Source organism: Helicobacter sp. MIT 99-5507, assembly GCF_003364295.1.
Lineage (GTDB): Bacteria > Campylobacterota > Campylobacteria > Campylobacterales > Helicobacteraceae > NHYM01.
On record NZ_NXLO01000002.1, the window covers coordinates 168,603 to 195,127 of the forward strand.

28 protein-coding genes are annotated in these 26,525 nt (G+C 29.9%); 18 read left to right on the forward strand and 10 right to left on the reverse strand.

The features are described from left to right. The first annotated feature begins 4 nt into the window (after window positions 1-4). The 14 genes from CQA42_RS03375 to CQA42_RS03440 all read left to right on the forward strand — a co-directional run bounded on the left by CQA42_RS03375 (window position 5) and on the right by CQA42_RS03440 (window position 13,192). Window positions 5-232 carry a YdcH family protein gene (locus CQA42_RS03375; protein WP_115583286.1) on the forward strand — a complete coding sequence of 76 codons (228 nt, stop codon included), beginning with the start codon at window positions 5-7 and terminating at the stop codon, window positions 230-232. Further along, entirely contained in the window at window positions 233-1,888 is a 1,656-nt protein-coding gene (pyrG, locus tag CQA42_RS03380) for a glutamine hydrolyzing CTP synthase (RefSeq protein WP_115583287.1), read from the forward strand. Beyond that, a complete protein-coding gene (gene recJ / locus CQA42_RS03385) occupies window positions 1,863-3,422 on the forward strand; it encodes a single-stranded-DNA-specific exonuclease RecJ (protein ID WP_115583288.1) in 1,560 nt (519 codons plus the stop codon). The genes pyrG and recJ overlap by 26 nt, the downstream gene beginning before the upstream one ends. A gap of 52 nt (window positions 3,423-3,474) precedes the next feature. Continuing rightward, entirely contained in the window at window positions 3,475-6,036 is a 2,562-nt protein-coding gene (gene alaS, locus CQA42_RS03390; protein ID WP_181881499.1) for an alanine--tRNA ligase, read from the forward strand. A 20-nt stretch (window positions 6,037-6,056) separates the two neighbouring features. Continuing rightward, the gene (gene ccoS / locus CQA42_RS03395) at window positions 6,057-6,257 is read left to right on the forward strand and encodes a cbb3-type cytochrome oxidase assembly protein CcoS (protein WP_115583290.1); all 201 of its coding nucleotides are present in this window, start codon (window positions 6,057-6,059) and stop codon (window positions 6,255-6,257) included. Then, window positions 6,247-7,212 carry an NAD(P)-binding domain-containing protein gene (locus CQA42_RS03400; RefSeq protein ID WP_115583291.1) on the forward strand — a complete coding sequence of 322 codons (966 nt, stop codon included), beginning with the start codon at window positions 6,247-6,249 and terminating at the stop codon, window positions 7,210-7,212. The genes ccoS and CQA42_RS03400 overlap by 11 nt, the downstream gene beginning before the upstream one ends. Before the next feature lie 86 nt (window positions 7,213-7,298). Continuing rightward, window positions 7,299-7,487: a 50S ribosomal protein L28 gene (rpmB, locus tag CQA42_RS03405; protein WP_115583292.1), complete on the forward strand. Its 189-nt coding sequence runs from the start codon at window positions 7,299-7,301 to the stop codon at window positions 7,485-7,487. Between the two features lie 21 nt (window positions 7,488-7,508). Further along, window positions 7,509-8,633, forward strand: a complete 1,125-nt coding sequence (locus CQA42_RS03410) for a TrkA family potassium uptake protein (protein ID WP_115583293.1) — start codon at window positions 7,509-7,511, stop codon at window positions 8,631-8,633. Then, on the forward strand, window positions 8,626-9,807 hold the full coding sequence (argJ, locus tag CQA42_RS03415; protein ID WP_115583294.1) for a bifunctional glutamate N-acetyltransferase/amino-acid acetyltransferase ArgJ: 1,182 nt from the start codon (window positions 8,626-8,628) through the stop codon (window positions 9,805-9,807). Before CQA42_RS03410 ends, argJ begins: the two co-directional genes overlap by 8 nt. Next, window positions 9,807-10,805, forward strand: a complete 999-nt coding sequence (gene holA / locus CQA42_RS03420) for a DNA polymerase III subunit delta (RefSeq protein WP_115583295.1) — start codon at window positions 9,807-9,809, stop codon at window positions 10,803-10,805. The genes argJ and holA overlap by 1 nt, the downstream gene beginning before the upstream one ends. Before the next feature lie 70 nt (window positions 10,806-10,875). Beyond that, window positions 10,876-11,349, forward strand: a complete 474-nt coding sequence (gene rpsF, locus CQA42_RS03425) for a 30S ribosomal protein S6 (RefSeq protein WP_115583296.1) — start codon at window positions 10,876-10,878, stop codon at window positions 11,347-11,349. 12 nt (window positions 11,350-11,361) lie between these two features. Further along, on the forward strand, window positions 11,362-11,808 hold the full coding sequence (locus CQA42_RS03430) for a single-stranded DNA-binding protein (protein ID WP_115583297.1): 447 nt from the start codon (window positions 11,362-11,364) through the stop codon (window positions 11,806-11,808). 12 nt (window positions 11,809-11,820) lie between these two features. Continuing rightward, window positions 11,821-12,081, forward strand: coding sequence for a 30S ribosomal protein S18 (rpsR, locus tag CQA42_RS03435; protein ID WP_115583298.1), 261 nt, complete (start codon window positions 11,821-11,823; stop codon window positions 12,079-12,081). 172 nt (window positions 12,082-12,253) lie between these two features. After that, the gene (locus tag CQA42_RS03440; RefSeq protein WP_115583299.1) at window positions 12,254-13,192 is read left to right on the forward strand and encodes a glycosyltransferase family A protein; all 939 of its coding nucleotides are present in this window, start codon (window positions 12,254-12,256) and stop codon (window positions 13,190-13,192) included. A gap of 72 nt (window positions 13,193-13,264) precedes the next feature. Here the strand turns inward: CQA42_RS03440 and miaA are convergent, their stop codons facing one another. Genes miaA through tig form a run of 8 tightly spaced genes read right to left on the reverse strand, consistent with a single transcriptional unit; the run spans window position 13,265 to window position 20,348 of the window. Next, the gene (gene miaA, locus CQA42_RS03445) at window positions 13,265-14,134 is read right to left on the reverse strand and encodes a tRNA (adenosine(37)-N6)-dimethylallyltransferase MiaA (protein WP_115583300.1); all 870 of its coding nucleotides are present in this window, start codon (window positions 14,132-14,134) and stop codon (window positions 13,265-13,267) included. Next, window positions 14,135-14,899 carry a pyrroline-5-carboxylate reductase gene (gene proC / locus CQA42_RS03450; RefSeq protein ID WP_115583301.1) on the reverse strand — a complete coding sequence of 255 codons (765 nt, stop codon included), beginning with the start codon at window positions 14,897-14,899 and terminating at the stop codon, window positions 14,135-14,137. Beyond that, window positions 14,899-15,294, reverse strand: a complete 396-nt coding sequence (gene fliW / locus CQA42_RS03455) for a flagellar assembly protein FliW (RefSeq protein ID WP_115583302.1) — start codon at window positions 15,292-15,294, stop codon at window positions 14,899-14,901. Before fliW ends, proC begins: the two co-directional genes overlap by 1 nt. Window positions 15,295-15,352: 58 nt before the next feature. Then, window positions 15,353-16,852, reverse strand: a complete 1,500-nt coding sequence (locus tag CQA42_RS03460) for a YifB family Mg chelatase-like AAA ATPase (protein ID WP_115583303.1) — start codon at window positions 16,850-16,852, stop codon at window positions 15,353-15,355. A gap of 7 nt (window positions 16,853-16,859) precedes the next feature. Beyond that, window positions 16,860-17,369 (reverse strand): peptide deformylase, encoded by a 510-nt coding sequence (def, locus tag CQA42_RS03465; protein WP_115583304.1) that lies wholly within the window; start codon window positions 17,367-17,369, stop codon window positions 16,860-16,862. Then, on the reverse strand, window positions 17,362-18,426 hold the full coding sequence (locus CQA42_RS03470) for a diguanylate cyclase domain-containing protein (protein ID WP_115583305.1): 1,065 nt from the start codon (window positions 18,424-18,426) through the stop codon (window positions 17,362-17,364). Before CQA42_RS03470 ends, def begins: the two co-directional genes overlap by 8 nt. Window positions 18,427-18,435: 9 nt before the next feature. Beyond that, window positions 18,436-19,023, reverse strand: a complete 588-nt coding sequence (gene clpP / locus CQA42_RS03475) for an ATP-dependent Clp endopeptidase proteolytic subunit ClpP (RefSeq protein WP_181881486.1) — start codon at window positions 19,021-19,023, stop codon at window positions 18,436-18,438. Between the two features lie 35 nt (window positions 19,024-19,058). Next, entirely contained in the window at window positions 19,059-20,348 is a 1,290-nt protein-coding gene (tig, locus tag CQA42_RS03480) for a trigger factor (RefSeq protein WP_258865551.1), read from the reverse strand. A gap of 93 nt (window positions 20,349-20,441) precedes the next feature. Here tig and fliI point away from each other — a divergent pair, with 93 nt between their 5' ends. From fliI to CQA42_RS03500, 4 genes are all read left to right on the forward strand, one after another. Further along, a complete protein-coding gene (fliI, locus tag CQA42_RS03485; RefSeq protein ID WP_115583308.1) occupies window positions 20,442-21,743 on the forward strand; it encodes a flagellar protein export ATPase FliI in 1,302 nt (433 codons plus the stop codon). 121 nt (window positions 21,744-21,864) lie between these two features. Then, entirely contained in the window at window positions 21,865-23,025 is a 1,161-nt protein-coding gene (locus CQA42_RS03490) for a NifS family cysteine desulfurase (RefSeq protein WP_115583309.1), read from the forward strand. Between the two features lie 29 nt (window positions 23,026-23,054). Then, complete coding sequence (locus CQA42_RS03495) at window positions 23,055-24,035, forward strand: iron-sulfur cluster assembly scaffold protein (protein ID WP_115583310.1); 981 nt, start codon at window positions 23,055-23,057, stop codon at window positions 24,033-24,035. A 258-nt stretch (window positions 24,036-24,293) separates the two neighbouring features. After that, window positions 24,294-24,890 carry an NAD(P)/FAD-dependent oxidoreductase gene (locus CQA42_RS03500; RefSeq protein WP_115583311.1) on the forward strand — a complete coding sequence of 199 codons (597 nt, stop codon included), beginning with the start codon at window positions 24,294-24,296 and terminating at the stop codon, window positions 24,888-24,890. Window positions 24,891-25,050: 160 nt separating this feature from the next. Here the strand turns inward: CQA42_RS03500 and yedF are convergent, their stop codons facing one another. Both yedF and yedE read right to left on the reverse strand, forming a co-directional pair. Then, window positions 25,051-25,275, reverse strand: coding sequence for a sulfurtransferase-like selenium metabolism protein YedF (gene yedF, locus CQA42_RS03505; RefSeq protein ID WP_309544421.1), 225 nt, complete (start codon window positions 25,273-25,275; stop codon window positions 25,051-25,053). An 11-nt stretch (window positions 25,276-25,286) separates the two neighbouring features. After that, window positions 25,287-26,510: a selenium metabolism membrane protein YedE/FdhT gene (yedE, locus tag CQA42_RS03510; RefSeq protein ID WP_115583313.1), complete on the reverse strand. Its 1,224-nt coding sequence runs from the start codon at window positions 26,508-26,510 to the stop codon at window positions 25,287-25,289. Between the last annotated feature and the right edge of the window lie 15 nt (window positions 26,511-26,525).

The window sequence follows — 26,525 nt, forward strand, 5'->3', positions numbered from 1 at the left end:
TTCTATGTTACACGAATATAGGGAAGAAATAACAGAGCTAAAGATGACAGATGCTCACTTTACAAAGATTTTTGATAAACACAATGAGCTTGATGAAAAGATCGCAGAAGCTGAAAAAGGTGCTATATATATAGATGAATTTGAAATTGATAGAATGAAAAAGGAAAAATTAAGATTAAAAGATGAAGCTTATGCAATAATCTTAGAGTATAAAAAATCAAAACAAAAATAAATGCAAACAAAATATATCTTTGTTACAGGGGGAGTTTTAAGCTCCCTTGGTAAAGGAATATCTTCATCTTCTATTGCCACATTAATAAAACATGCAAATCATAAAGTCTCAATACTAAAAATCGATCCTTATATAAATGTAGATCCTGGAACAATGAGCCCCTTAGAACATGGTGAAGTTTTTGTGACATATGATGGTGCAGAAACAGATTTGGATTTGGGGCATTATGAAAGATTCTTGGATATGAATCTTTCAAAAAAACATAATTTTACAACAGGACAGGTATATCTATCAGTCATTGAAAAAGAAAGAAGTGGATTTTATCTTGGAAAAACTATACAGATAGTCCCGCATATTGTTGATGAAATCAAAAGTAGGATCAAAGAAGCCGGTATTGGAAGTGAATTTTTAATTGTAGAGCTTGGTGGGACAGTTGGTGATATAGAGGGTATGCCATACTTAGAGGCAATGCGTCAGCTAAAGCACGAGCTTGGAAATGGTATGGTAATTAGCATACATGTTACACTCATACCACTTATAAAAGCAGCAGGTGAGCTAAAAACAAAACCAACACAGCATTCTGTCCAAGAGTTAAGAAGAATAGGGATAAATCCACAAATAATCCTTGCAAGATGCGAAAAGCCACTATCAAGAGATTTAAAACAAAAATTATCTCTAAGTTGCGATGTAGATGATGATTGCGTGATTGTAGTAGAAGATAGTGATAGTATTTATAAAGTACCTCTAAATTTAATGAGAGAAAATATCCTTAGCCCAATATCACGATATTTTAACCTCACTTATCAAATAACTCCTAAGATGGATGAATGGGATTTTTTAGTGAAACGAATAATCTCTCCAAATAGCGATGTGAAAATAGCATTTGTAGGCAAATATCTTGATTTAAAAGAATCTTACAAATCCCTAACAGAAGCCCTAACTCACAGCGGAGCACACACTGATACAAGGATCAATATAAAATGGATTGATAGCTCACTGCTTGATTCTAGCAATATCAATGTTGAATTAGGCGATATTGATGCTATTTTGATACCTGGCGGATTTGGTGAAAGAGGCATTGAAGGTAAGATTTTAGCTACAAAATACGCTAGAGTTAATAATATTCCATTTCTTGGAATCTGCCTTGGAATGCAACTTGCAATAATAGAATTTTGCAGAAATGTATTAGATATGAAGAATGCACAAAGTGTAGAATTTGACAAAAACACAAAAGAGCCAGTTATTTATCTAATAGAAGATTTTATCGATTTTCAAGGTAAAAAGCAGTTTAGGACACATACTTCACCTATGGGCGGAACAATGCGGCTTGGAGAATATCCTTGCGATTTAAAGCCAAATACAAAAATCCATGCAGCATATAACAAATCTACAATTTATGAACGACATCGCCACAGATACGAAGCAAATATAAAATATAAAGAGATTCTAGAAGAAAATGGGATAATTATTAGCGGTCAATCAAATGGGCTAATTGAAACAATAGAGCTAAAAGATCATGTATGGTTTGTTGGAGTGCAATTCCACCCAGAATTTACTTCAAAATTACAGAATCCAAATCCTATAATATTAGAATTTATAAAACAAGCAAAACAATATAAAAATAGTAAAGATGAGCGTTTTAAAACAAGTTACTGATATTTTAGAAAGTAGAAATTTAAATACTTTTAAAAAGATAAATCAAATACCATATTTTGATACTCTTTTTGGAGTGAAAGAAGCAAGTAAAATTATAAAAGATTCTATCTTGCAAAATAAAAAAATCGCTGTTGTTGGGGATTATGATGTAGATGGTATAACTTCTATTTGCATAATGGAGAATTTTTTTAAAGATTTGGGATATGAAAATATCATTTTTAAGATTCCAAATCGCTTTATTGATGGATATGGAATAAATATTGATATAGTAAAAGAACTTGATGCAGATGTCTATATCACCGTTGATAATGGAATTAGTGCATTTGAAGTAGCTAATTTTTGCAAATCTTTAAATAAGATTCTAATTATTTCTGACCATCACAAACCTTTAATAGAAAATGGCAAAGAAATACTTCCAGATGCAGCAGCTATAATAAATCCAAATCAACAAAATTGTAATTTTATACAAAAAGATATATGCGGGGCAGTAGTGGCATTTTATCTATGTGGTGGGATTAAAAATGAACTTAGTAAAAATATCAAGCTTGATAGCTATACTCCATTTTTATCTTTAGCAATCATAGCTGATATGATGCCACTAACGTCGCTAAATAGAATCTTGTTTAAACATGGAATTGAAAATATAAAAAAATCAAACATTGCAGCATTTAAAACTTTTAAAAATATTTATGGCGAAATAAATACACAAAATATTAGCTTTAATATTGCACCGACGCTAAATAGTGTCGGTAGATTAGAAGATGCAAAAATCGCACTAGATTTTTTTAGAGAGCAGAATCTAATAAAGAATGATATGCTATTTAGGCAATTAATAGAGATAAACAATAAGAGAAAAAATATACAAAATGACATCACGCAAATCGCACTAAAAAATCCAAAAAAAAATAAAAACTTTATTTTAAGCTATGGAGAAAATTGGCATGAAGGAGTGCTAGGAATCGTAGCATCAAAGCTTGCAGAAGAATTCAATATGAGTGCATTTTGCCTAAGTCTAAAAGATGGAATCTTAAAAGGCTCTGGTAGAGCAAGAGGTGGGATAAATCTAATACATTCAATCCAACATTGCAAAGATTTATTACTTGGCTTTGGTGGTCATAGTGGAGCTGTAGGGCTTAGTCTAACACTAGAAAATTTAGATAAATTTATGCAAGAATTGGATAAAAATTGCATAATAGATTGTGCAAATGAAAACAAAGAAGAAATTTATACTAAATTATGCGATATTAATGATGAATTATTAGCAGTTTTAGAATCTTATGAGCCATATGGCATTGGAAATGAGAAAATAGAATTTTATGCTAGTGATGTTTTGATAGTAGATTCCACTTTATTTGGTAAAAACAAAGAACACCAAAGATTGAAATTTAGCCAAAATAGAATAATTAGAAATGGAATCTTATTTAATAATAAAAATGAATGGTTAAATAAAAATGTTGATATAAGGTTTAATATTACTAGAAATAAATTTAATGAAACGCAATTAATAATTAATAACATAAATTTTAGAGATTAAGGACATTTTTTGTAAAATCTTTCCTTGAAGAAAGCCAAAAAGAGTTGATATGATTGATGTAAGAGACAAATTTTTAAAATTTTTTGAAAACAAAGGGCATAAGATTTATAGTAGTATGCCACTTGTTCCTGATGACCCTAGCTTATTATTTACAAATGCTGGAATGGTGCAATTTAAAGATATTTTTACAGGCAAGATTCCAGCCCCAAAAAACAAAAGAGCTACAAGCTCGCAGTTATGCATTCGCGCAGGTGGAAAACATAATGATTTAGAAAATGTAGGATATACAGCAAGGCATCATACTCTTTTTGAAATGCTTGGAAATTTTTCATTTGGTGATTATTTTAAAGAAGATGCGATTTCTTTTGCATTTGAATTTATCACAAAAGAGCTTAAATTTGATACTAAAAAAATATATGTAAGCGTCCATGAAAGTGATGATGAAGCATTTGCTATATGGGAAAAATATCTACCAAAAGAGAAAATTAAAAGATTTGGAGATAAAGATAATTTTTGGCAAATGGGAGATATCGGACCTTGTGGTCCTTGTAGTGAAATATACATAGACCAAGGGGAAGAAAATTTTAACTCAAAAGAAGACTATTTTGGCGGTGAAGGAGATAGATTTTTAGAGATTTGGAATCTTGTATTTATGCAATATGAAAGAGATAAAGATGGCACTCTACATCCTCTACCAAAGCCAAGTATTGATACAGGAATGGGATTAGAGCGGATTGTTGCATTACTTGAGGGAAAAACTAATAATTTTGATACAAGTCTATTTATGCCACTTATAAACAAAAGTGTAGAAATCACAAATAAACCATATAATGACAAATTCAAAGCTTCACATAGAGTCATAGCTGACCATTCAAGAAGTATTGCTTTTCTTTTAGCACAAGGTGTAAATTTTGATAAAGAAGGGCGAGGATATGTTCTTAGGAGAATCTTGCGTCGTGCTGTGCGACACGGATATTTACTTGGTTTAAAAAAGCCGTTTTTATACGAAATCATTGGCATGGTTTGTGATAATCTAGCTTATCATTACTCATATCTAGCTGACAAAAAAACTTATATTCAAGATCAATGCAAAGCAGAAGAAGAGCGATTTTTTCAAACAATAGAATCTGGAATGGAAATATTCAAAAAAGAATTAGAAAAAACAAAAGACATCTTTAGTGGCAAAATAGCTTTTAAACTTTATGATACATATGGATTCCCACTTGATTTAACACAAGATATGCTAAGAGAAAAAAATATACAAATCGATATTAATACCTTTGAGCAATACATGAATGAACAAAAAACTCGTGCAAGAGACGCATGGAAAGGAAGTGGCGATGAAATTAAAAATGGTGATTTTGCTAGCATACTAGAGGAATTTGGCGAAAATAAATTCATAGGATATGACACAAACAAAGCAAAATGCAAGATTCTAGCCCTACTTGATATTAATTATAAAAGAGTTGATAAATTAGAAGGTGATGGATATATATTTTTGGATGAAACCCCGCTTTATCCAGAAGGTGGGGGACCAATTGGTGATAATGGGGAAATATATAAAAATGATAAAAAAATAGGTGAAATAATCTATACAAAAAAATATTTTGGATTAAATATTAGTGAAGTTAGCATAAAATCTCAAATAAAAATAAATGATGAAATAGAGATTCTAGTAGATAAAAATAGATTTGAGATTGCAAAACATCATAGTGCTACACATTTACTACATGCAAGCCTAAGGAAGATTCTAGGCTTACATATTAGTCAAGCTGGAAGCTTAGTAGAATCAAATAGGCTTAGATTTGATATTACTCATCCAAAACCAATATCAAAAAAAGAGCTAGAATTAATTGAATTTGAAGTAAATAGGATAATAAATCTTGGCTTAGAAACAAAAATAGAACTCTTGCCGATTAATGAAGCAAAAGCAAAAGGTGCTATGGCATTATTTGGTGAAAAATATGGGGATATAGTTAGAGTTATTAGCTTTGGAGACGAAAGCTGTGAATTATGCGGAGGCATACACATTAGTAATACAGCCAATATTGGCAATTTTTATATCACAAAAGAAAGCGGAATCTCAAGTGGTGTGCGAAGAATTGAGGCAGTATGTGGGCTTGCTGGATATAATTATACAAAAGAAAATATAGAGATTTTAAATAATGCAAAAGAGTTATTAAAGCAAAACGACATTATTCTTGGGATTAATAAACTAAAAGATTCTATACATAAATTAAAAGATTTGAAAAATAAGACTGATGATGGTGTAGGGCTAAAAAGTTTAAATTTTGAAATGATAAAAAACACCAAGTTAATAGTCGCGGAAGTAGGAGAATCTATCAATATTAAAAAAGCAATTGATGAAGCAAAAAAAGATAATGATAGTGTAGCCATATTTTTAATTTCAAATGATGATGGCAAAATAAATATTGGCTGTGGCGTGAAAAATATAAATAATTTAAAAGCAAATGAATGGATAAAAGAAATCTCTAAAATCATTGGTGGCGGCGGAGGCGGAAGAGATGATTTTGCCACAGCTGGTGGAAAATATGTAGATAAAATCATAGAATCTCTAAAAAAAGCAAAAGAATATGCACTTTCAAAGATATAAATTTTATAGAGGGTTTTTAATTGGATAATGGAATAATTGCAATTATGCTTGGCGTATCACTTATAATGGGACTTCTAGGACTCATCGCATTTCTTTGGGGGCTTAGAAGCGGACAATTTGATGATGAAAATAAATTTACACAAGGAATCCTAATGGATAGTGTAGATGAACTAAATGAAGCATACAAAAATACCAATAAAAAGGAAAGAAATGGAAAATAAAATTTACAATATAGCTATAGTTGGCGGCGGACCAGGTGGGATTGCAGCTGCTGTTGAGAGTGTGATTTTAAAAATTGATGATGTTATTTTGCTTGAAAAAGGTGAAAATCATTCAACTACAATTAGAAAATTTTATAAAGATAAAAAAAGAGTTGATAAAGATTATAAAGGTGTAAAAGTAGATTTAGGTGGAAATATACGTTTTATGGATGGAACAAAAGAAAGCACTCTTGATTTATTTGATGAGATGTTATCAAAAAACAATATTGATGCAAGATTCAAAATAGAAGTTGATAGCATAAAACAAGAAGGTGATATTTTTGTTTTACGCACTACAAATGGCGATGAATTAACAGCAAGATTTATTGTAATATCTATTGGTAAAATGGGCGTCCCAAATAAGCCATCATATCCTATTCCGCTTGATATTAGAAACAAAGTTTTTTTCAATGCAAATTCTATAAATGATAATGACAAAGTGCTTGTTGTTGGTGGTGGAAATTCTGCTGTTGAATATGCATATTTTTTAGCCCAAAGCAATGATACAACGCTAAATTATAGACGAAATGAATTTGGCAGAATCAATGATACAAACAAAGATTTACTATATAAAAGTATCGATGAAGGCAAGCTAAAAACAAAGCTAGGCATTGATATCACAAATCTTGAAGTTCAAGATGGAAAGCCAAAAGTCAATTTTACAGATGGGAGTACTGAAGTATTTGATAAAATAATCTATGCAATCGGTGGAGTTGCACCTATTGATTTCTTGAAAAAATGTGGATTGGAGCTAGATTCTGCTGGTGTGCCAATAGTTAGTAGCTCTTGCGAGAGTTCTATAAAAAATGTATTTGTATCTGGAGATTTATTGTTTAAATCTGGTGGTTCTATCGCTCATGCATTAAATAATGGATTTGATATTGTTACAGAAATACATAAAAGAATAAAAGAATAAAAAATACTAGCTTTAAAATATTTAAGCTAGTTTTTTAATAAAATCAATAGAATAATAAGTTTATTTTAAATTTTAGAGGTTATTCAATGGCAAAAAAATGTTTTTTTAGTGGTAAATCGCCTATGGTTGGTAATAATGTAAGCCATGCAAACAATAAAACAAAAAATAGACTTTATCCAAATTTAAGAACAATTAGAGTTACACTTGATGATGGAAGTAAAGTAAAATTAAAAGTCGCAGCTTCTACTCTTAGAACTATGAAAAAAAGTTCTTAATTTTAGTGGCTTTTAAAAGCTATGTCTAAGTTATTATGGTTTTTAAACTTTGATAATAGCAAAAAGCCAGATATTGATTTAACTCCAGAACTCTTAAGCGAATTATCTCGTTTTAGATTCCCATTTGTAGTCGTCCAAATATTTTTAGTTATTGGCACACTTGGATATTTAGCATTAGAAGATTACACACTAATTGAAGCTTTTTTTCAAACTACATATACATTTACAAATACAGGCTTTGGTGCATTAAAAGAACATCAATTTAGTCCAATTACTATCATTTTTACAACAATTTTGATGGTAATTGGTGCAGCTACAATTACATTTTGTGTTGCGATAGTTGTAAATGTAATTATGGGTGGAAAACTAATATCCATAATCAAGGAAATAAAGATGATTAATAAAATAGCAAGACTTAAAAATCACTATGTAATTTTTTATCATAATGAATTTTCAATCCAGCTAGCCGAGCAATTCTTACAGGCACAGATTCCATTTGTAGTTATTGACCCAGATAAAGATTTTGAAAAAGAAGCGATAAAATATAGATATCCTTATTATATAAATAATGATCCACATTTAATAGATACGATATTAAAATCTCACTTATCATCCGCAAAAGGTGCTGTTATATTTTCTAAAAATATTACTGAAAACATAGCACTTATTGTATCTATTAGATTATATGAAAAAGAATTAAAACGACATTCTTACAATATCATATCAATCGCAAATAACAATGAAGAAATAAGCAGACTAAATAAAATTGGTGCAAATTATATAATCTCACCTACAAATCTAACCGCCCAAAGAATTAGCTCTATTATCATACAACCTGGTAGTGAAAATATCATAGAACACTTTATGAGTAAAAAAGAAAATTCTCTAAGCCTTGAGGAAGTTGTAGTGCCTAGATATAGTTGGCTTGTCCTAAAAAAATTAAAAGAAGCTCATTTAAGAGAGGTGACAAAAGCAACCGTGATTGGAATGGAGCAAAAAGATGGCAAATATATCTCAATGCCAACAGGCGATACAATCATAACAAGCGAATGCAAATTGCTTATCATAGGAAATTCAAGCCATATAAGACAGACAAAAAGAATTATTATGAAAAAAGAAAAACCAGAGGAATTAAAATATGTTTGATATTATCCCGCTTAGTGGTGGAATTAGCGTAGTTGATGGAATCTATTGTGATGGCGTACATTGTGGATTAAAAGCAAATAATGCACTTGATTTAGCATTTATTTATAGTGATACAATGCTAGATGTAGAATCTATTTTTACAAATAATATCTTTAAAGCTGCCCCAATAGAGTATTATCTAAGAAACACAAAAGGCAAACAAAGTAATTTTGTCCTAATCAATACAAAAAATGCAAATGCAATGACAGGCGATAAAGGCATAGATGATGTAGGTGAAGTATTAAACGCACTAGAATCTAAATTTAAAAATATAAAAAATCCTATTTTTTCTAGCACAGGCGTGATTGGTCAATACTTGCCAAAAGAAAAAATCCTAAGTGGCTTTAATCTATTTAATCTAGAATCCAAAAATCATACAAATGCTTCAAATGCAATTCTTACAACAGATAGATTTAGTAAAGAAGTCGCATTTAGAGTAGATTTAAAAGATTCTAGCTTTAAGATTGGTGCAATGGCAAAAGGTGCGGGAATGATAAATCCTGCTATGGCAACAATGCTATGTTTTATTACAACAGATGCAAATATACCAAAAGATGATATGAAAGAATTGCTAAATGATTGTGCTAAAAATACTTTTAATGCAATTAGTGTAGATGGGGATACAAGCACAAATGATAGTGTATTTTTGATGACAAATAAAAAATCAAATGCCTATAACAAAGAGGCTTTCAAGATGGCATTAGATTTAGTGATGAAAAAACTCTCACTTGATATACTAAAAGATGGCGAGGGTAGCTCTAAAGTCGTAGCATTTGAGGTAATAGGTGCAAAAAATGATAATGAAGCAATGATTTGTGCAAAAGCACTATCAAATTCATTATTAGTAAAAACTGCTCTTTTTGGTGGCGACCCAAATTGGGGGAGAATAGCTTCTACTATTGGTTCATGTGGAATCTATGCAGATCCAAATACACTAAAAATATATATTGGTGATGTTATTGTATATGATTGTCAAAAAATATATTTTGAGAGTGAAGAGAAAACTGCAAAAATTATGCAAATGCAAGATTTTAAGATTACTTGTGATTTGGGTGTAGGAAATGGTAAATTTATCGCGTATGGCTGTGATCTTGGCTATAAATATGTAGAGATAAATTCAGATTATAGAAGCTAATGTATAAAAAAGATTTAGATAATCTCTTAAAATCTAGCATCCCAAAAGCTAGCTTTTTATATGGAGAATGTGATTTTTTAATCGATTATTATGGGAAAAAAATCAAAAATTTGATAATAAAAAATGGTGATATAGATGTATTTTTGTTTTATTTTGATGAATATAATAAAAATGCAATAATTGACATATTTAGTCAACAATCGCTATTTGCAACTTCTAGCCTTGTTTGTATAAAAATAGATTCTACAAAAATAAAAAAAGGTAAAAATAATGATTTCAAAGAATTGTTAGATATTTTAAAAAATAATCCACAAAATTATTTAATAATAGAGTTTTATAATAATGGCTCACAAAGCTATGCAAAAGATTCAAAAGCAATAGCCTTGTATTTTAATAATAATAATTTTATAAATACTAGATTCTTCAAACCAAATACAAAAGAGGCGCTGGAAATCCTGCAAGATTCTGCAAAATTATTTAAAATAAATATCAATCAAATAAATTTAGCATATTTATATGAACTACAAAATCAAGAACTTGGAATCTGCGTCAATGAATTGCAAAAATTTAGTGTTTTTGATAGAGAGATAACAAAATCTGATATTGACACGCTAAGCTATGGGCTTTTTACAAATACGATAGATGAATTATGCGATGCTATGCTCTCAAGAAGGGAGTATATAAAGATTCTAATCAAACTCGAAGAACACGGGATTGCTGATATGGAAATCATAAATACAATGCATATGTATTTTTATAGATTATTTCTATTTTTTTCTCATATTAAGATAAATGGTACATATAATTCAAAAGATGTGCTTGGATATGCTTTACCAAAAAATATAGAAGATAAATATGTTCAATTTGCTACAAGACTGCGAGAATCTCAATATTTAGAAATATTTAAAACATTAAATAATTGGCGGCTTTTTAGTATCAATGGTAAGGATAAAAACTATCTACCAAATTTAATAAAAATTCAAGCAATAATTAAATAAAATGCTTGCTTTTATTTTAATTCCTTGCTTTAAATAAATATATTTAAGGCATAATCCATAAGGAGAAAATATGCGATACTACGAGACTATGTTTATTTTAAAACCTACTCTAACTCAAGAAGAAATCGATGCAAAAATTGAATTCTTCAAAAATATACTACTAAATAATGATGCTAGCATTGATGGTTGTATAAATATGGGCATGAGGAATCTTGCTTACGAGATTAAAAAAAATAAACGTGGATATTATTATGTGATTTATTTTAAAGCTAATAGTAATCTTATTGCTGAATTAGAAAGAAATTATAGAATCACAGAAGATATACTAAGATTTATTGTTATCAACTACAAAAATAAAAGAGAGCAAAAAACTTGGCAAACTTTAGTTGATATTTCAAATGGCAAGCCAGACCCAAGAAAACAAAAGCCAAAATTAAAGACTAAACCTCAAGAAGCAAAGATAGAAGATAACAAAATAGAAGAGCAAAAAGTGCAAGAAGAAACACAAGATTCTACACCAGAATCTTCTAATACAGAGGCATAAAGAGATATTACTATGTTTAATAAAGTCATAATAGTTGGTAACCTCACTAGAGATGTAGAATTAAAATATTTGCCTAGTGGAAGTGCTGCAGCTACAATAGGGCTTGCTTCAAATAGAAAGTTTAAAAAACAAGATGGAACGATGGCAGATGAAACTTGTTTTGTAGATGTAAAGCTATTTGGAAGAACAGCAGAAGTTGCAAATCAATACCTAAAAAAAGGCTCACAAATTCTAATAGAAGGAAGGCTTACCCTAGAAACATGGAATGACGCAACTGGTGCCAAACGAAGCAAACATAGTATAGTAGCAGAAAATATGCAAATGCTAGGTAAAGCACAAAGTGCCGATACATCAAGCTATGATGCAAATAATTCTATGCAAGATTATCAAAGCCAAAATACTATGGAAAACGGAAGAAATATACAAGTTGATATAAATGAAGATGAAATACCATTTTAAAAGGAAAATAATATGAATGAGAAAAAAAGATATTCAAAAAGATACTGCAGATACACAGAAGCAAAACTAGAATTTATCGATTATAAAGATATAGAAATGCTTAAATATTCTCTATCAGAGAGATATAAAATTATGCCAAGAAGACTAACAGGAAATACAAAAAAATGGCAAGAAAGAGTTGAAGTAGCGATAAAAAGAGCAAGACATATGGCACTAATTCCATATATCATTGATACTAAAAATGTAGTAGATAATCCATTTAAAATAGGATAAATAATATTTTTATCTAGAATCTTGCTTATTTTAATAAGCTATAGATTCTTTAATACTTCAAAGATAAAGAATGCAAAATATCTTTAGGCTACTTTATCGAGTGTTATGAAGTATATTTAGATAATATTTAATCAAATATATTTCAATAACATTTATTTTTTTAGGAATTGTTATGCCCAAGTTTTCAATCATTGTGCCAATGTATAAAGCAGAGCATCACATAAAAATAGCACTAGATTCTTGCGTCAATCAAAGTTTTCAAGATATTGAAGTTATCATTATTAATGATAATGAATATGGGGGGGGGGTGCAAGCTGATATAGCAATCGCACAACAATATGCCTCTACTTATCCTTTTGTAAAACTCTTTCATAATCCAAAAAATCTTGGACCTTTTCTCTCTCGTAACAGCGGCGCACTACAATCAAATGGTGAATATCTTTTGTTTTTAGATTGTGATGATTATTTGGATTTAAATGCTTGTGAGAGTTTATCTAATGCTTTGGATTCTTCAAGAGATTTTCAAACTCCTGATATTATAGGCTTTAATTTCTTTAAGCAAGAAAATAAAACTTTTTATAAAGACACACTTTTTACGCAAGATAGCTATTTCACCGCTAAGCAGTTTTGGCTCTATCTATTTTCACAGAAAAAATGTTATTGGAATCTTTGTAATAAAGCTTACAAAAAGTCCACCTATCTTGATGCCCTAAAAAGTATGGACTTACAAGATAAAGTGCTAATGGCAGAAGATACTTTTGCGTTTCTTGCACTTTTGTGTCAAGCTAAAAATGTGCAAACACTAAGCTCTGCGCTTTATTATTACACACAAAATCCCCACTCTATAACCCAACGCACTGACAAATCAAAGTTTGAACAAAGCATAAAATATCACAAACTCATCTTGCATAAAATCTCTAATCTTTCTATTACGCAATCTTTGGATAAGCAATTTTTATGTAAGATTTTCTCTTATGATTTATACTGCACACTTCTTAATGAAATGCGAATATACAGAGGTAATACGCTTTTTTATATCTACTCAAATATACAAAAAAAGCTCTTAAGATTTAAGCGCAAAATTGCACTTAAAAAATTAAAACAATATTAATTTAATTTATCCTTGAAAATAAATGCCCAAATATTAAGACTTTGTGATTAATCCTTATTAGCCTTAGTAGCTCTATATATTTTTATCCAGAGATTCTTCTATTGCTTTTTTTACTTCTACAAAATCACCGCGAAAAATATCGCAAAATTGTGTCCTATTAAAAGTCCTTTGTCGCTTTGCTAGTTGTATTGTGTTTTTTATGATAAGTTCTTTGCTTTGCTCTTTTGTAATCTTAGAATCCAAAAAAGAGATGATTTCTTTTATACCGATTGCTTTTAGCGTTTGTGAGCTTGGATAAGATGAAATAAGATTCTGCACCTCATCTATCAATCCATTTTCATACATAGCTTTAGTTCTAGATTCTATATCTTTTATCAAAATTTCTTTTGGTTTTATCAATTCAAAAATCTTTATTTCTATATTTAGTTTTTCTTTTTTATTTTCCATAAAAAATACACTTGGGCTTTTACCCGTAAGAAGATAAATCTCTAAACCCTTTGCTATCCTATATGTGTCATTTTTATGAATCTTTGATGTGTAAGTTTCATCAATTTTTGTCAATAATTGATAGGCTTCGTATTTATTTAAAGATTCTACATATTTGCTAATTTCTTTATTTTGTTGTGGAATCTTTGATAATCCATCTATTATTGATTTTAAATAAAAGCTACTGCCTCCTACGATAATTAACCTTTTTTGAGACAAGCTATTTAGCAAGTCAAAAAATAATTTTGCATTACATTTTTCATCTGGATTTAGCACATCAATACCATAATGCTTAATTTGGCTTAATTCAGCCTTGCTTGGTTTTGCAGAAGCAATATCAATATACTTATAAATACTAAGAGAATCTATTGAAAAGATATCAAGTTTATATTTAGATGCTAGGTAAAATGCAAGGGCACTTTTACCGCTTGCAGTCGAACCTATGATAGCTAGCATTCAAGATAAAGTTTTGGCTTTTTTATGTGCTGCATGGACTGCATTTATAAAAGCGGCTCTAGTAGCACTATTTTCTAATTCTACAATACCATCAATAGTAGTTCCGCCTGGACTTGTTGTATCAAGTCTAATTGAATTTGGTGATTTTACTTGAAGTAATTTTGAAAATCCATCAAACAATCCATTTACTAACTTAGTAGATATGTCAAGATTTAGCCCCTCTTTTATACCTGCATCAATTAATGCTTCAGCTACTAAGCCAAGATATGCTGGACCACAGCCTGAAATTGCACCAGCACTATCGATTTGTTCTTCTTTATCAACAAAAATACTGCTTCCTAATGTATCAAAAATATCACTTGCTAGTTTTTTAATCTTTATATCATCACTATAAAGCACACTTAAACCAGAGCCAATCAATGACGCTACATTTGGCATAACTCTACAATACGACTTAGAATCTAATATACTCTGTAGTTTTGATATGCTAATACCTGCCATAATATTAAAAACTGCTATGCTTTGATTTTCATATTTAAAATATTCTAGCGCATAAGGCTTGATTGCTAAAATTAGAATCTTATCTTTGATATCTATTATTTTTTCAGTATGAAGTGAAGTTGTATTTAATAAATTATTTTCTTGTATGAAATTTTGTATTTTTTCTTTGTCTCTACCAATTATCTCTAAGGCAAACTTACCATTAAGACCACAGGCTATAGCTTTTGCCATTTTACCATAACCAATAATTGATATTGTTTGCATTATTTTTCTTTTAAAAATTTTGATATTGGTTCAGATATATTATATTCTGGATATTTCATGATATCTAAAACAACTTGTGCCATAGTTTGATTATCAAAATTAAATATAAGAGGAGCGATAAAATTAATCGTTGAATCTTTGATTTCTTTATATACAACCATAATATTTGCAATCAAAATATTTTTTGATTTTTGCTCATCAATATCTAATAATACTTGTATTGCAGTTGGTATTTCAAAGCTATATTCTCTCAATGCAAAAGGATTTACAAGAGTAAATGATGGCAAGTCACCACTTACATTATCTAATCTCATAAAAATATCATCAATTTTTTCTAACTTCATTCTGCTGACATTTTCAAACCCAAGTATCGGCGACTTTACTTCAAATTCCATTATACAGATTCCTTTTTTTAGTTATATTATTTTACTTAATTTTTTCAAAAATGATAAGCTATAAAGCCCTAAAAGATAATGCTTCAAGTAGATGATTTCGTTTTATTGTTTCACTTTTATCAATATCGGCAATGCTTCTACTTAATTTTATCACCTTTACCCTTCCACGATGGCTTAATCCAAATCTATTAATCGCTTGATTTAACAAATCCAATGCATTGTCATCCAAAATACAAAATTTTTCAATCTCATCATCATTTAGCTTTCCATTTAGCCTTGTCTGCCCTCTTTCTTTTTGTATCTTAAATGCACTAAGCACAATATTAAATAAATCTTTGGAATAGATTCTCTCATTGCTTTTTGTTTCTTCCATTTTTACAAATAAATCAATCCTATCCAAAAATGGCTCTGATAGTTTATTTCTATAACTTTTAATTTCACTCTCTTTACATCTACATTCTTTTGTCAAACTATACAAATTCCCACAAGGACAAGGATTCATTGCACCAATAAATAATATTGATGATGGATATGTGAATTTTAAATTTACTCTTGAAATGCTTAATTCATTGTTTTCTAGTGGTTCTCGCAAAGATTCTAAAATACTTTTATGAAAATTTGGCAACTCATCAAAAAATAAGATTCCATTATGACTTAAACTAATTTCACCTGGTCTTGCTTCATTTTGTATAATTGAGCCTAAAATTGAAGCTTTTGAGCTACTTTGATGAGGATTTCTAAATGGACGAATTGGAGAATAAATAGAATCTTTATTATTTAGTGCGTTTATTTTTACACATTCACACATCTCCTCAAAACTAATAGGTGGCAAAATATATTGCATTCGTTTTGCAATCATACTTTTTCCACAACCTGGACTTCCATCAAATATAATATTATGCATTCCAACAGCAGCAATTAGTGCCGCTCTTTTTGCAAAAACTTGTCCAGCTACATCATAAAAATCAAGCTTAAAATTATCATCATAATAGTATTTAGCAGAATCTAATATTATAGATTTGAAATCAAAATCATATTTTTTAGATTTATTTTGTGGATTTTTAATCAAATCTAGTGCTTCATTTAGATTGCTTGCAAAATATATATTTAGATTTGGCACATTTGAATAAAGATTCTCTCCACTTTTTGGCAATAAAACATTGCTATTTGGATACATATTTGCTACTTCTAATAAAAGTGGATAAATAATAGGAGAATCTTTTATAGTAGAATCCAACCCAAGCTCGCCAAAAGCAAACCAATTTGATAAATCAATATCAACTCTATTCAATGCTACAAGCAAAGCTATGGGCAAGTCAAAATGTGAGCCATTTTTGGCAATATCAGATGGTGATAGATTTATTGTAATTTTAAAATTTGGACTTTCAAAATTACTATTTGATAATGCACCGCTTACGCGTTGTTTTGCTTCTTGTATAGAATTTCCAGCAAGTCCTGTGATAATAAAGCTAGGCAATCCTTTTTGAAATATTGATTCAACTTCAATTATCTTTGCCCCTACGCCAAATCTAGTAGCACAAAGTAACTTTTTTACCATTTAATTTCTATAAAACTTTTTGTTTTTTATATTCTTTTTCAAATTTTTTACGTTTTAAAATCGATAATTTATCAATAAATAAAATACCATTTAAATGATCTATTTCATGTTGCAGGGCAACTGCTAAATAATCATTTGCCTCAAGCTCTTTTACCTTGCCATCTCTATCTTGATATTGAAGTTTTATATAACTATATCTTTTTACATATTCATAAAAATTTGGAATACTAAGACAGCCTTCTTGAAATAAAATCTCTCCGCTAGATTCTAAAATCTTTGGATTTATCACTTCTATTAAATCTTCTTTATATTGAATCTTGTCATCTCTTGGAATATTAACAATTAAGATTCTATCCATTTTCCCTATTTGGACACCTGCTAAACCAATACCATTTTTATCCATCATTGTTTCATACATATTATCCAATGTTTGACTTAGAGCACTACCAAACTCAACGACTTCTTTTGAAATTTCTCTTAGCCTGCTATCTGGATAAATTACAATTTCTTCAATCATTGTCATCCTCTTTATAAACTACATATTTAACTTTATTTTGCTGCGCAAGTCTTAATGCTAAAATCGCATAATTTAAAGAATCTTGGGCACTTCTATTTGGCTTAATCTTTGATATGCCTATATTTAGATTTAGGCTTAATTCATTGCTACCAAGAAATATATTTGTATTTTGCAATAATTCAATCAATCTATCACTTGCTCTTTTTGAACTAACAACATTAGAATGCTTAAGCAACATACCAAAGATTCCATTGCCAATATAGCCTATCATATCACTTCTTCTTGATGTTTTTAGCAAGAGTTTTGCAACCGTTTTCATAACCACAAGCGCCATTTGTTCGTTGTTTAAATATTGTGTAATACTATAAGGCAATGCCATCATAAGTATCGTAGAATTGTGATTAAATTTATTTACTGCAATAGATTCTTCTTGCACTAATTTTATAAAATATCGTTTATTATAAACATCAAATTTTGAATCATACATAGTATTTGTATTTATATTTTCTAGTGCGTGGGAGCATTGTTCATAAAGTGATTTTAAAGTAATAACTTGTTTATCTATGTAATCTTTATTTTGCCTTAGTTTATCTAGCATTTGAGAATCTACATTTGTTTTATCTGCTTTTATTAGCTGTTCATAAATATCATTCATCAAAATAAAACTTTTATAGATTGAGGAAGTGCATTTAAGCAAATCTTTTGTTTTAGCAAATGCTATATAAATATTTTTTTCAAAATCTATATTCCTATCATCATTTTTTGTATCAGTTTCAATTAAATCATAAATTTTTTTTTGAAAATCTAAATCATATTTACCCAATATTTGTTCAAAAAACGCTTGATAATTAGCAGGAAGAGGCGGAATATTTTGGCTACTTAAAGCACTCAACACTTCATTTGAAAGAGAATCTAAACTAGCTTGCGGAGAATCGATAGATGTGTTGGTATTTGTATCAATATTTAAGTCATCAATATTTTCTAAATCGTTATGAAGATTCTCATCTAAATCTATAGATTCTGTTTCTTTAGAATCGTTTTTTTCTAATCTTATCAATTTATTACCTTATTTTAGACTCTTATCCAATATATTATCAATAATCCCATATTCTTTAGCCTCTTTGGCACTCATAAAAAAATCTCTATCTGTATCATTAGAGATCTTTTTGATACTTTGATTTGTATTTTTTGCCATTATTTCATTTAGACTTTTCTTTATATATAAAATTTCTTTTGCTTGAATCTCAATATCACTTGCCTGCCCTTTTGCTCCACCTAATGGCTGGTGTATCATTATTCTTGCATTAGGTAGAGCATATCTCTTGCCTTTTGTCCCGCTACTAAGCAAAAAAGCTCCCATAGATGCGGCTTGACCTATACAAATAGTAGAAATATCTGGCTTTATATAATTCATCGTATCATAAATACTAAAACCACTTGTAACAGCACCACCAGGAGAATTTATATAAATATAAATATCTTTTTGTGGATCTTCTGCTTCCAAAAATAAAAGTTGTGCTACTATTGATGAAGCGATATTATCATCGATTTCACCACTTAAAATCACAACTCTATCTTTTAATAATCGTGAGTAAATATCATAGCTTCGCTCGCCACGACTTGTCTTTTCAATAACATAAGGAATATAATTCATCAAAATACCTTTTATTTTTTTCTTACCCTTTTATATCAATCTTTTTTGATTGTAGATTCTAATAGATTATTTAGAATCTTATTTTCTAAAATCGTCATTTTTAGCGCTGGTATCATATTGTTTTTTTCATAATGTTCTAATACTTCTTTTGGATTAGTACCCATCATCATAGCTTCATAATAAAGCACTTGATAAAGTTCATTATCACTAACTGCTACTTTATCTCTCTTTGCAAATTTATCAATAATAAATGTTAATTTAACACTTTTTTGTGCCTCATTCCTAAAAGATTCTCGCTTGTCTTTTGCTTTATCTTTATCATTTTGCAAGGCTTGTAGTTCTTCTGTATCAATATTTTGCAAACTATTTCTAAAAATCACATCCATTTCTTGCTCAACAATATTATCTGGCAAATCAAAAGTAAAACCATCTATTAGATTCTCTATCAATTTTGGCTTTAAATCATTTAAAGCCTTATTTTTATTTTCATTTTCTAATTGAGTTTTGATATTTTCTCTTAAAGTTTCTAAAGTAGCATCTTTATTGTTTGGTATCATTTTCTTTGCAAATTCATCATCAATCTTGCTTGCTTGTCGCTCTTTTATAGCATTTAATTTCACATTAAATCTTGCTTCTTTGCCTGCTAGATGAGTGGCATTGTAATTCTCTGGGAATCTGACATTTATATCTTTTATATCACCTTTTTTCATGCCAATTAATTGATCTTCAAATCCTTCAATAAAACTTTTTGAGCCAATCTCTAAATCATAGTTTTCACCTTTTCCGCCTGTAAATGGCTCATTGCCTAAAAATCCCTCAAAATTTATATTTGCAATATCACTAGATTCTAAACTCTCTTTTGTAATCTCTACTAAATCGCCACTAGATTTTGCTAATTCTTCAATCCTGGAATCTATATCTTTATTGCTTACTTCTTGCAATTCAACAACAGGGATTAATTTTTCATAATCTTTCAAATCAATATCTGGAAAGATTCCAATCTTTGCTTCTACTTCTATACCATTATCATTGTTTTGAAATTTCGTTATCATAGGATTGCCAATAATTCTATCTAATTGAATGTTTAGCTCTTTTAGAGATTCTCTAACTAAATCATTTAGTGCTTCATTTTGACTATCTTGAATAATCCTATCTTTAAATCTATTTTCAACAATACTTAAAGGAACTTTACCTTTTCTAAAACCATCTATTTTTATATTTTTACTTATATCTTGGGCTATTTTTTTCTTTTTTTGGCTAATTGCTTCATTGTCAATCGTGGCATTTAACAAAATATTTGCATTATTTATTAGTTTTACACTCATTATTATTTCCTTACATCATAAAGGCTAGATTTAAGTGTGTATTTTAACAAAAAAACATACAATATCTATAATAATATTTTCTTAAGGTATTAAATGTCTTTAGGTAAATTAAGAGCAAAAATAGAAAACAAAATAAATCTTTCTCCACATTTTGGAGAGATAACACATATTTATTCAAACACCATAAAAGCAAATGGATTAAAAACTTCCATAGGTGATATAGTAAGCATAAAAGGCACTGATAGTGATATTTTAGGGATTGTTAGCACAATAGATGTAGAATCTTTTTCGATCACACCATTTACATCTACACAAGGACATAAAATAGGTGATAAAGTATTTATAAATCAAAAAGGTTTAAAAATTGGTGTTGGCGAGGGATTGCTTGGCAGAGTTGTAGATCCTATGGTAAATCCAATCGATAATCTTGGCGAAATCAAAAAAGATGCATTTATTTCAATATTAAACAAACCAATAAAAGCTATGGATCGAGGGTTAATTAATGAGAAATTTAGTGTTGGAGTAAAAAGTATTGATGGATTGCTTACTTGTGGTAAAGGGCAAAAAATGGGAATCTTTGCAGGAAGTGGAGTAGGTAAATCTAGCCTTCTTGGAATGATAGTAAGAGGCTCAAATGCAGATGTAAAGGTTATAGCATTAATTGGCGAGCGAGGCAGAGAAGTGCCTGAATTTATCATAAAAAATCTTGCTGGTGATTTGACAAATACGATTATAGTTGTAGCGACAAGTGACGATTCTCCGCTTATGAGAAAATATGGAGCATTTAGTGCAATGTCAATTGCTGAATATTTTAAAAATCAAAATAAAGATGTTTTATTTATAATGGATTCTGTAACAAGATTTGCAATGGCACAAAGAGAAATAGGATTGTCGCTTGGTGAGCCACCAACATCAAAAGGTTATCCACCATCGTCACTAAGCTTACTTCCACAGCTTATGGAGAGAGCAGGAAAAGAAGAAAATAAAGGCTCAATAACTGCCTTTTTCACCGTGCTTGTTGAAGGCGATGATTTAAATGACCCGATAGCTGATCAAAGTAGAAGCATCCTTGATGGACATATTGTTTTAAGCAGGGAATTAGGAGAATTTGGTATATATCCACCAATAAATATACTTTCATCTGCATCACGTATCATGAATGATATTATTGATAAAAAACATAAAGAAAATGCTATCAAATTTAGAAGGGCATATGCTCTTTTAAAAGAAAATGAGATTCTAATAAGGATTGGTTCGTATCAAAAAGGAAGCGATAAAGAATTAGATGATGCAATAAACAAAAAAGACAAATTAGATACATTTTTACAACAAGATTCTAATGAAAAACTAGATTTTAATACTATTTACGCAAAATTAAATGAAATTTTTCAATAATATTAAAGCATTAAGCTATATATTTTACTTTTAAAAATAGTATAATCTAGCCCCAAATAATAATTTTTATTAATTGATTTTTTTTAAATAATTTTGAATGAAGGAGAATATAAAAAATATTATGAGAGAAATTTATTTAGATAATAATGCTACTACAATGGTAGATAAAGAAGTTATGCAAGTAATGCAAGATTATTTCTGTAAAAATTATGGAAATCCAAATTCATTGCATCATTTTGGAACAATCACACATAAACCACTAAGAAATGCTTTTGATCAACTATATGCAGGGATAAATGCAGATTCTAGTGATGATATTATTGTCACATCATGTGCAACAGAAAGTAATAATTGGGTGCTTAAAGGTATATATTTTGATAAAGTTTTAAAAGAAGGTAAAAATCATATTATAACCACTCAAGTAGAACACCCAGCTATCACCTCAACTTGTGCATTTTTAGAGGAGCTTGGTGTAGAAGTTACATACATTCCTGTGAATGATAACGCAAATATTGATGTAGATTCTATTAGAGAAGCAATCACTCCAAAAACTGCACTAATAAGTGTAATGTGGGCAAATAACGAAACAGGTGTAATATTTCCAATAAAAGAAATTGGTGAGTTATGTAAAGAAAAAGGTATATTATTTCACACTGATGCTGTGCAAGCAATAGGCAAAGTAAAAGTCGATGTAAAAGATGTAAATGTTGATTTTTTAAGCTTTTCAGCTCATAAATTTCATGGACCAAAAGGAATTGGTGGATTATTTATCAAAAAAGGTATAGAGCTAACTCCGCTATTTCATGGTGGAGAACATATGCGAGGTAGAAGAAGTGGGACGCTAAATGTACCTTATATATTAGGAATGGGTAAGGCAATGGAGCTAGCAAATCAATGGCTAACTTATGAAAATAATAAAATAAAAGAGCTAAGAGATAAGCTAGAAAATGCTCTCATTAAAAATGGTGATATTATAATTATAGGCAAAGATACACAAAGAGTCCCAAATACAATACTTGCAAGTGTAAGAGGAATCGAAGGTGAAGCAATGCTTTGGGATCTAAATAAAGCAGGAATTGGAGCATCAACAGGAAGTGCTTGTGCTAGCGAAGATCTAGAGGCAAATCCTATTATGACAGCTATTGGAGCGGACAAAGAGCTAGCTCACACTGCAATTAGATTATCATTATCAAGATTCACAACAAATGAAGATATTGACTATACGATAGAAGTATTAAACAAAGCCATAAAAAGACTAAGAACAATATCAAGTTCATACTAAAAATTTAATAATTATTAGAAGGAATAAATATGGGTAAAGATACATTAATTGGCGGTTCATTATGGGACGCATATTCAAATAAAGTTCAAGAAAGAATGGATAATCCAACTCATCTTGGAGTAATCACACAAGAGCAAGCAGATGCAAAAGGTGCAAAGTTGATTGTTGCAGATTATGGTGCAGAAGCTTGTGGAGATGCTGTAAGATTGTATTGGCTAGTTGATAGCGATGATAGAATCATAGATGCTAAATTTAAAAGTTTTGGTTGTGGGACGGCTATTGCTAGCTCTGATATGATGGTTGAATTATGTCTTGGAAAAAAAGTGCAAGATGCAGTAAAAATAACAAATCTTGATGTTGAATCTGCATTGCGTGATGACCCAGATATTCCAGCTGTTCCGGGTCAAAAAATGCATTGCTCTGTTATGGCATATGATGTTATAAAACAAGCTGCAGGTATGTATTTAGGCAAGAATCCTAATGATTTTGAAAACGAAATTATAGTGTGTGAATGTGCCAGAGTAAGCTTAGGAACGATAAAAGAAGTGATTAGACTAAATAACCTTAAAAGTGTCGAAGAGATTACAAATTACACTAAAGCAGGTGCATTTTGCAAAAGCTGTATAAAACCAGGGGGGCATGAAGAAAGAGAATATTATCTTGTTGATATTCTAAGAGATACAAGAGCAGAGATGGAAGCAGAGCAAGTAAAAGAAATAGCAAATAAAACAAAAGATGGTGAAATTAGTTTTCCAGAGATGACAATGGTGCAAAAAGTAAAGGCTATTGATAAAATCATTGATGAAAATATTCGTCCAATGCTTATGATGGATGGTGGAAATATGGAAATCATTGATATAAAAGAAACAAGCGATAACTACATTGATGTATATATTAGATATTTAGGTGCATGTAGTGGTTGTTCTAGTGGATATAGCGGGACTTTATTTGCAATAGAATCTATATTACAAGAAAAATTAGCAGAAAATATTAGGGTATTGCCTATATAGAATCCAAGATAAACAAACTATGTGAATTTAGTTTTAGCTAGATTCACAAGTATTAACCAAAACCATTAATCCAAATAAAACAAGCAAACTATTACAGATTCTAAGTCATAAATTTAAAATTTTAAACTAGATTTAGTGTTATTAAAAATTTAGATAAAAATAATACAAATATTTAATACTTAAAAATTACAATAAATCCACTTTAGATACTATAATATAGATTCTATTTTTGGATAGATTTAAAATAAGGAGATTATTATGAAAAAAAGAATTACAATTATTGGTGGAAGTATCGCAGGACTTACTGCAGCATTGGTTTTAGCTTCAGCTAAAAATAACGAGTTAGATTTTGATATAAATATAATAGACAGTGGTAAGCCTGATTTAGGGGCTGTTGCGGTATATAATTCTCCATTATTTCCTCGCGGGATTCTAGGAAAAGATATCATAGAACAAACACTAAATCAAATAAATTCTTTACTAAAAGTTAATTATATAAATGGAGAAATAGAACAAATTAGTGGCTCTAAAGGTGCATTTGTATCAAAAGGGCAAAATTTAGAATTTGAATCTGATTATATTATCCTAGCAACAGGAGCTAGCAGCTTTGATATCAATGGATTAGGTAATATAGTAAAACCTCATAATCTTATGAATAAACCAAATAAGATTCGCCTAGAATATAGTGGCAGACAAGAAGTAAAACCTGGTATCTATGTCGCAGGGACTGCATCTGGAGTAACCTCTATGGTAACAACTGCTATGGGTAGTGCAAGTGAAGCTGCATGTGCAATACTAAGTGATATAAAAGGTGAAATCGTAGTAGCTCATGATACTCCAACTTCAAGAAAATAAAATTTTGGAATCCATTTCTTAAAGGATTCCAAAAAAATATTATTAAATCATCTTTATTGAATTCTCAAAGTAACTTATTAAATTCTAAAAATTAATTGATAGCAGATTTAACATTTAGATATTTATTGCAAGATTCTGCAAAGATCAATCTTTACAGAAATTATTTTTTTATCAAATATCTTATAGTAGGACCATGTTGCTCGATTTTTAATACTTCATAGCCGTGATTTTTAGCATCTACTGGGATATTATTTATACTTTGTGGGCAATCACTGATGACTTCCAAAATCTCACCTTTTTTTAAATCTGGCAATACCTCTAAAGTTTTGATAGCAGGATATGGGCAAGGCTCACCTTGTAAATCCAATCTATAATCTGGTGTCATTTCATTATTCATTAGTTACTCCTTTTTGAAAATTGGTTTCGTTTTTTTGCTAGATAGTATTTCTCTAACATAACAATTATGATAAAAAATACCACTAACAATAGATAATTAACCAAAAGCCCACCATAATTACCAAATGTTGATAATAAATTTATCTTAGGAAAGCTCGTAGCCAAAGATTCTGCATAAGAATCCCAAGTTAATGCCAATATTGTCGAGCCTATAACATTTCCAATACCAACAATCCAATAATGCACCTGCCCTTCTACCGCACGATACATCCAACCACATTCACAGCCACCAGCTACAACAATTCCAAATCCAAACAACAATCCACCAATAATTGCATTGGGTCCAGCCCACATAATCTTTGGTGGAAGTCCAAGCATAATATAGCTAAATACACCAATGGTAGAGAGCATCATACCTATTACTACCGCTCTTGCCATATATCCTCGTCCAGTTAGAAAAATATCACGAAAAGCTGAAGTAAAGCAAATTTGTGCGCGCGATATGATATATCCAAAAGCTATTCCAAAAAGCATTGCGATGCTAAGCACTGGAATCTTTTTACCTTCAGGAATTTTTCCAAATGCCAAAAATACAACCCAAGCAATCATAAAAATCAATACAACAATGCCAATAATAAAATTTACTTTTGCATTTTTATTTAAATCTTCTAATTCTTTTGTTTTATTTACTTTTTGCATTATTATTTTTGAACACAACAATCTACTTGTAGCAACTTTATTACCAAAATATACTCCAATTAGTGTAGCGATTGTAAAAAACCAAGCATGGAGACTAAATTGAGGTATCCCAGTAAAAAAGCTAGCCAAATTACAACCCATTCCAATCCTAGCTCCAAAACCAGCAATAGCTCCACCAATTAATGCTTGAAACACCCTAGCTTTACTTTGTGGTAGGCGAAATTTGATATTGTTTGCCATCAACGCAGAAGCAAGTGCTCCACCAAACATACCTATAATCATCACTCCATCAACCCTACTAAATGGCGTTCCGCTAAGTCCTATTATTTTAAAATAGCCTAGATTATCTGTATTAACACCGATAAAATTCAAGACATGACCGCCCCAGCGAGTAAATTCGCCTGTAACAGCCCAATAAGTTCCAGTGATACCAAAATAATAAGCAGATAAAATACCTAACATTGCGATAGCAGGGATTGGAGACCAGAATCTAACTAAATAACTTTCTTTGAAGTTTTTAAACATTTTTATCCTTTTGTG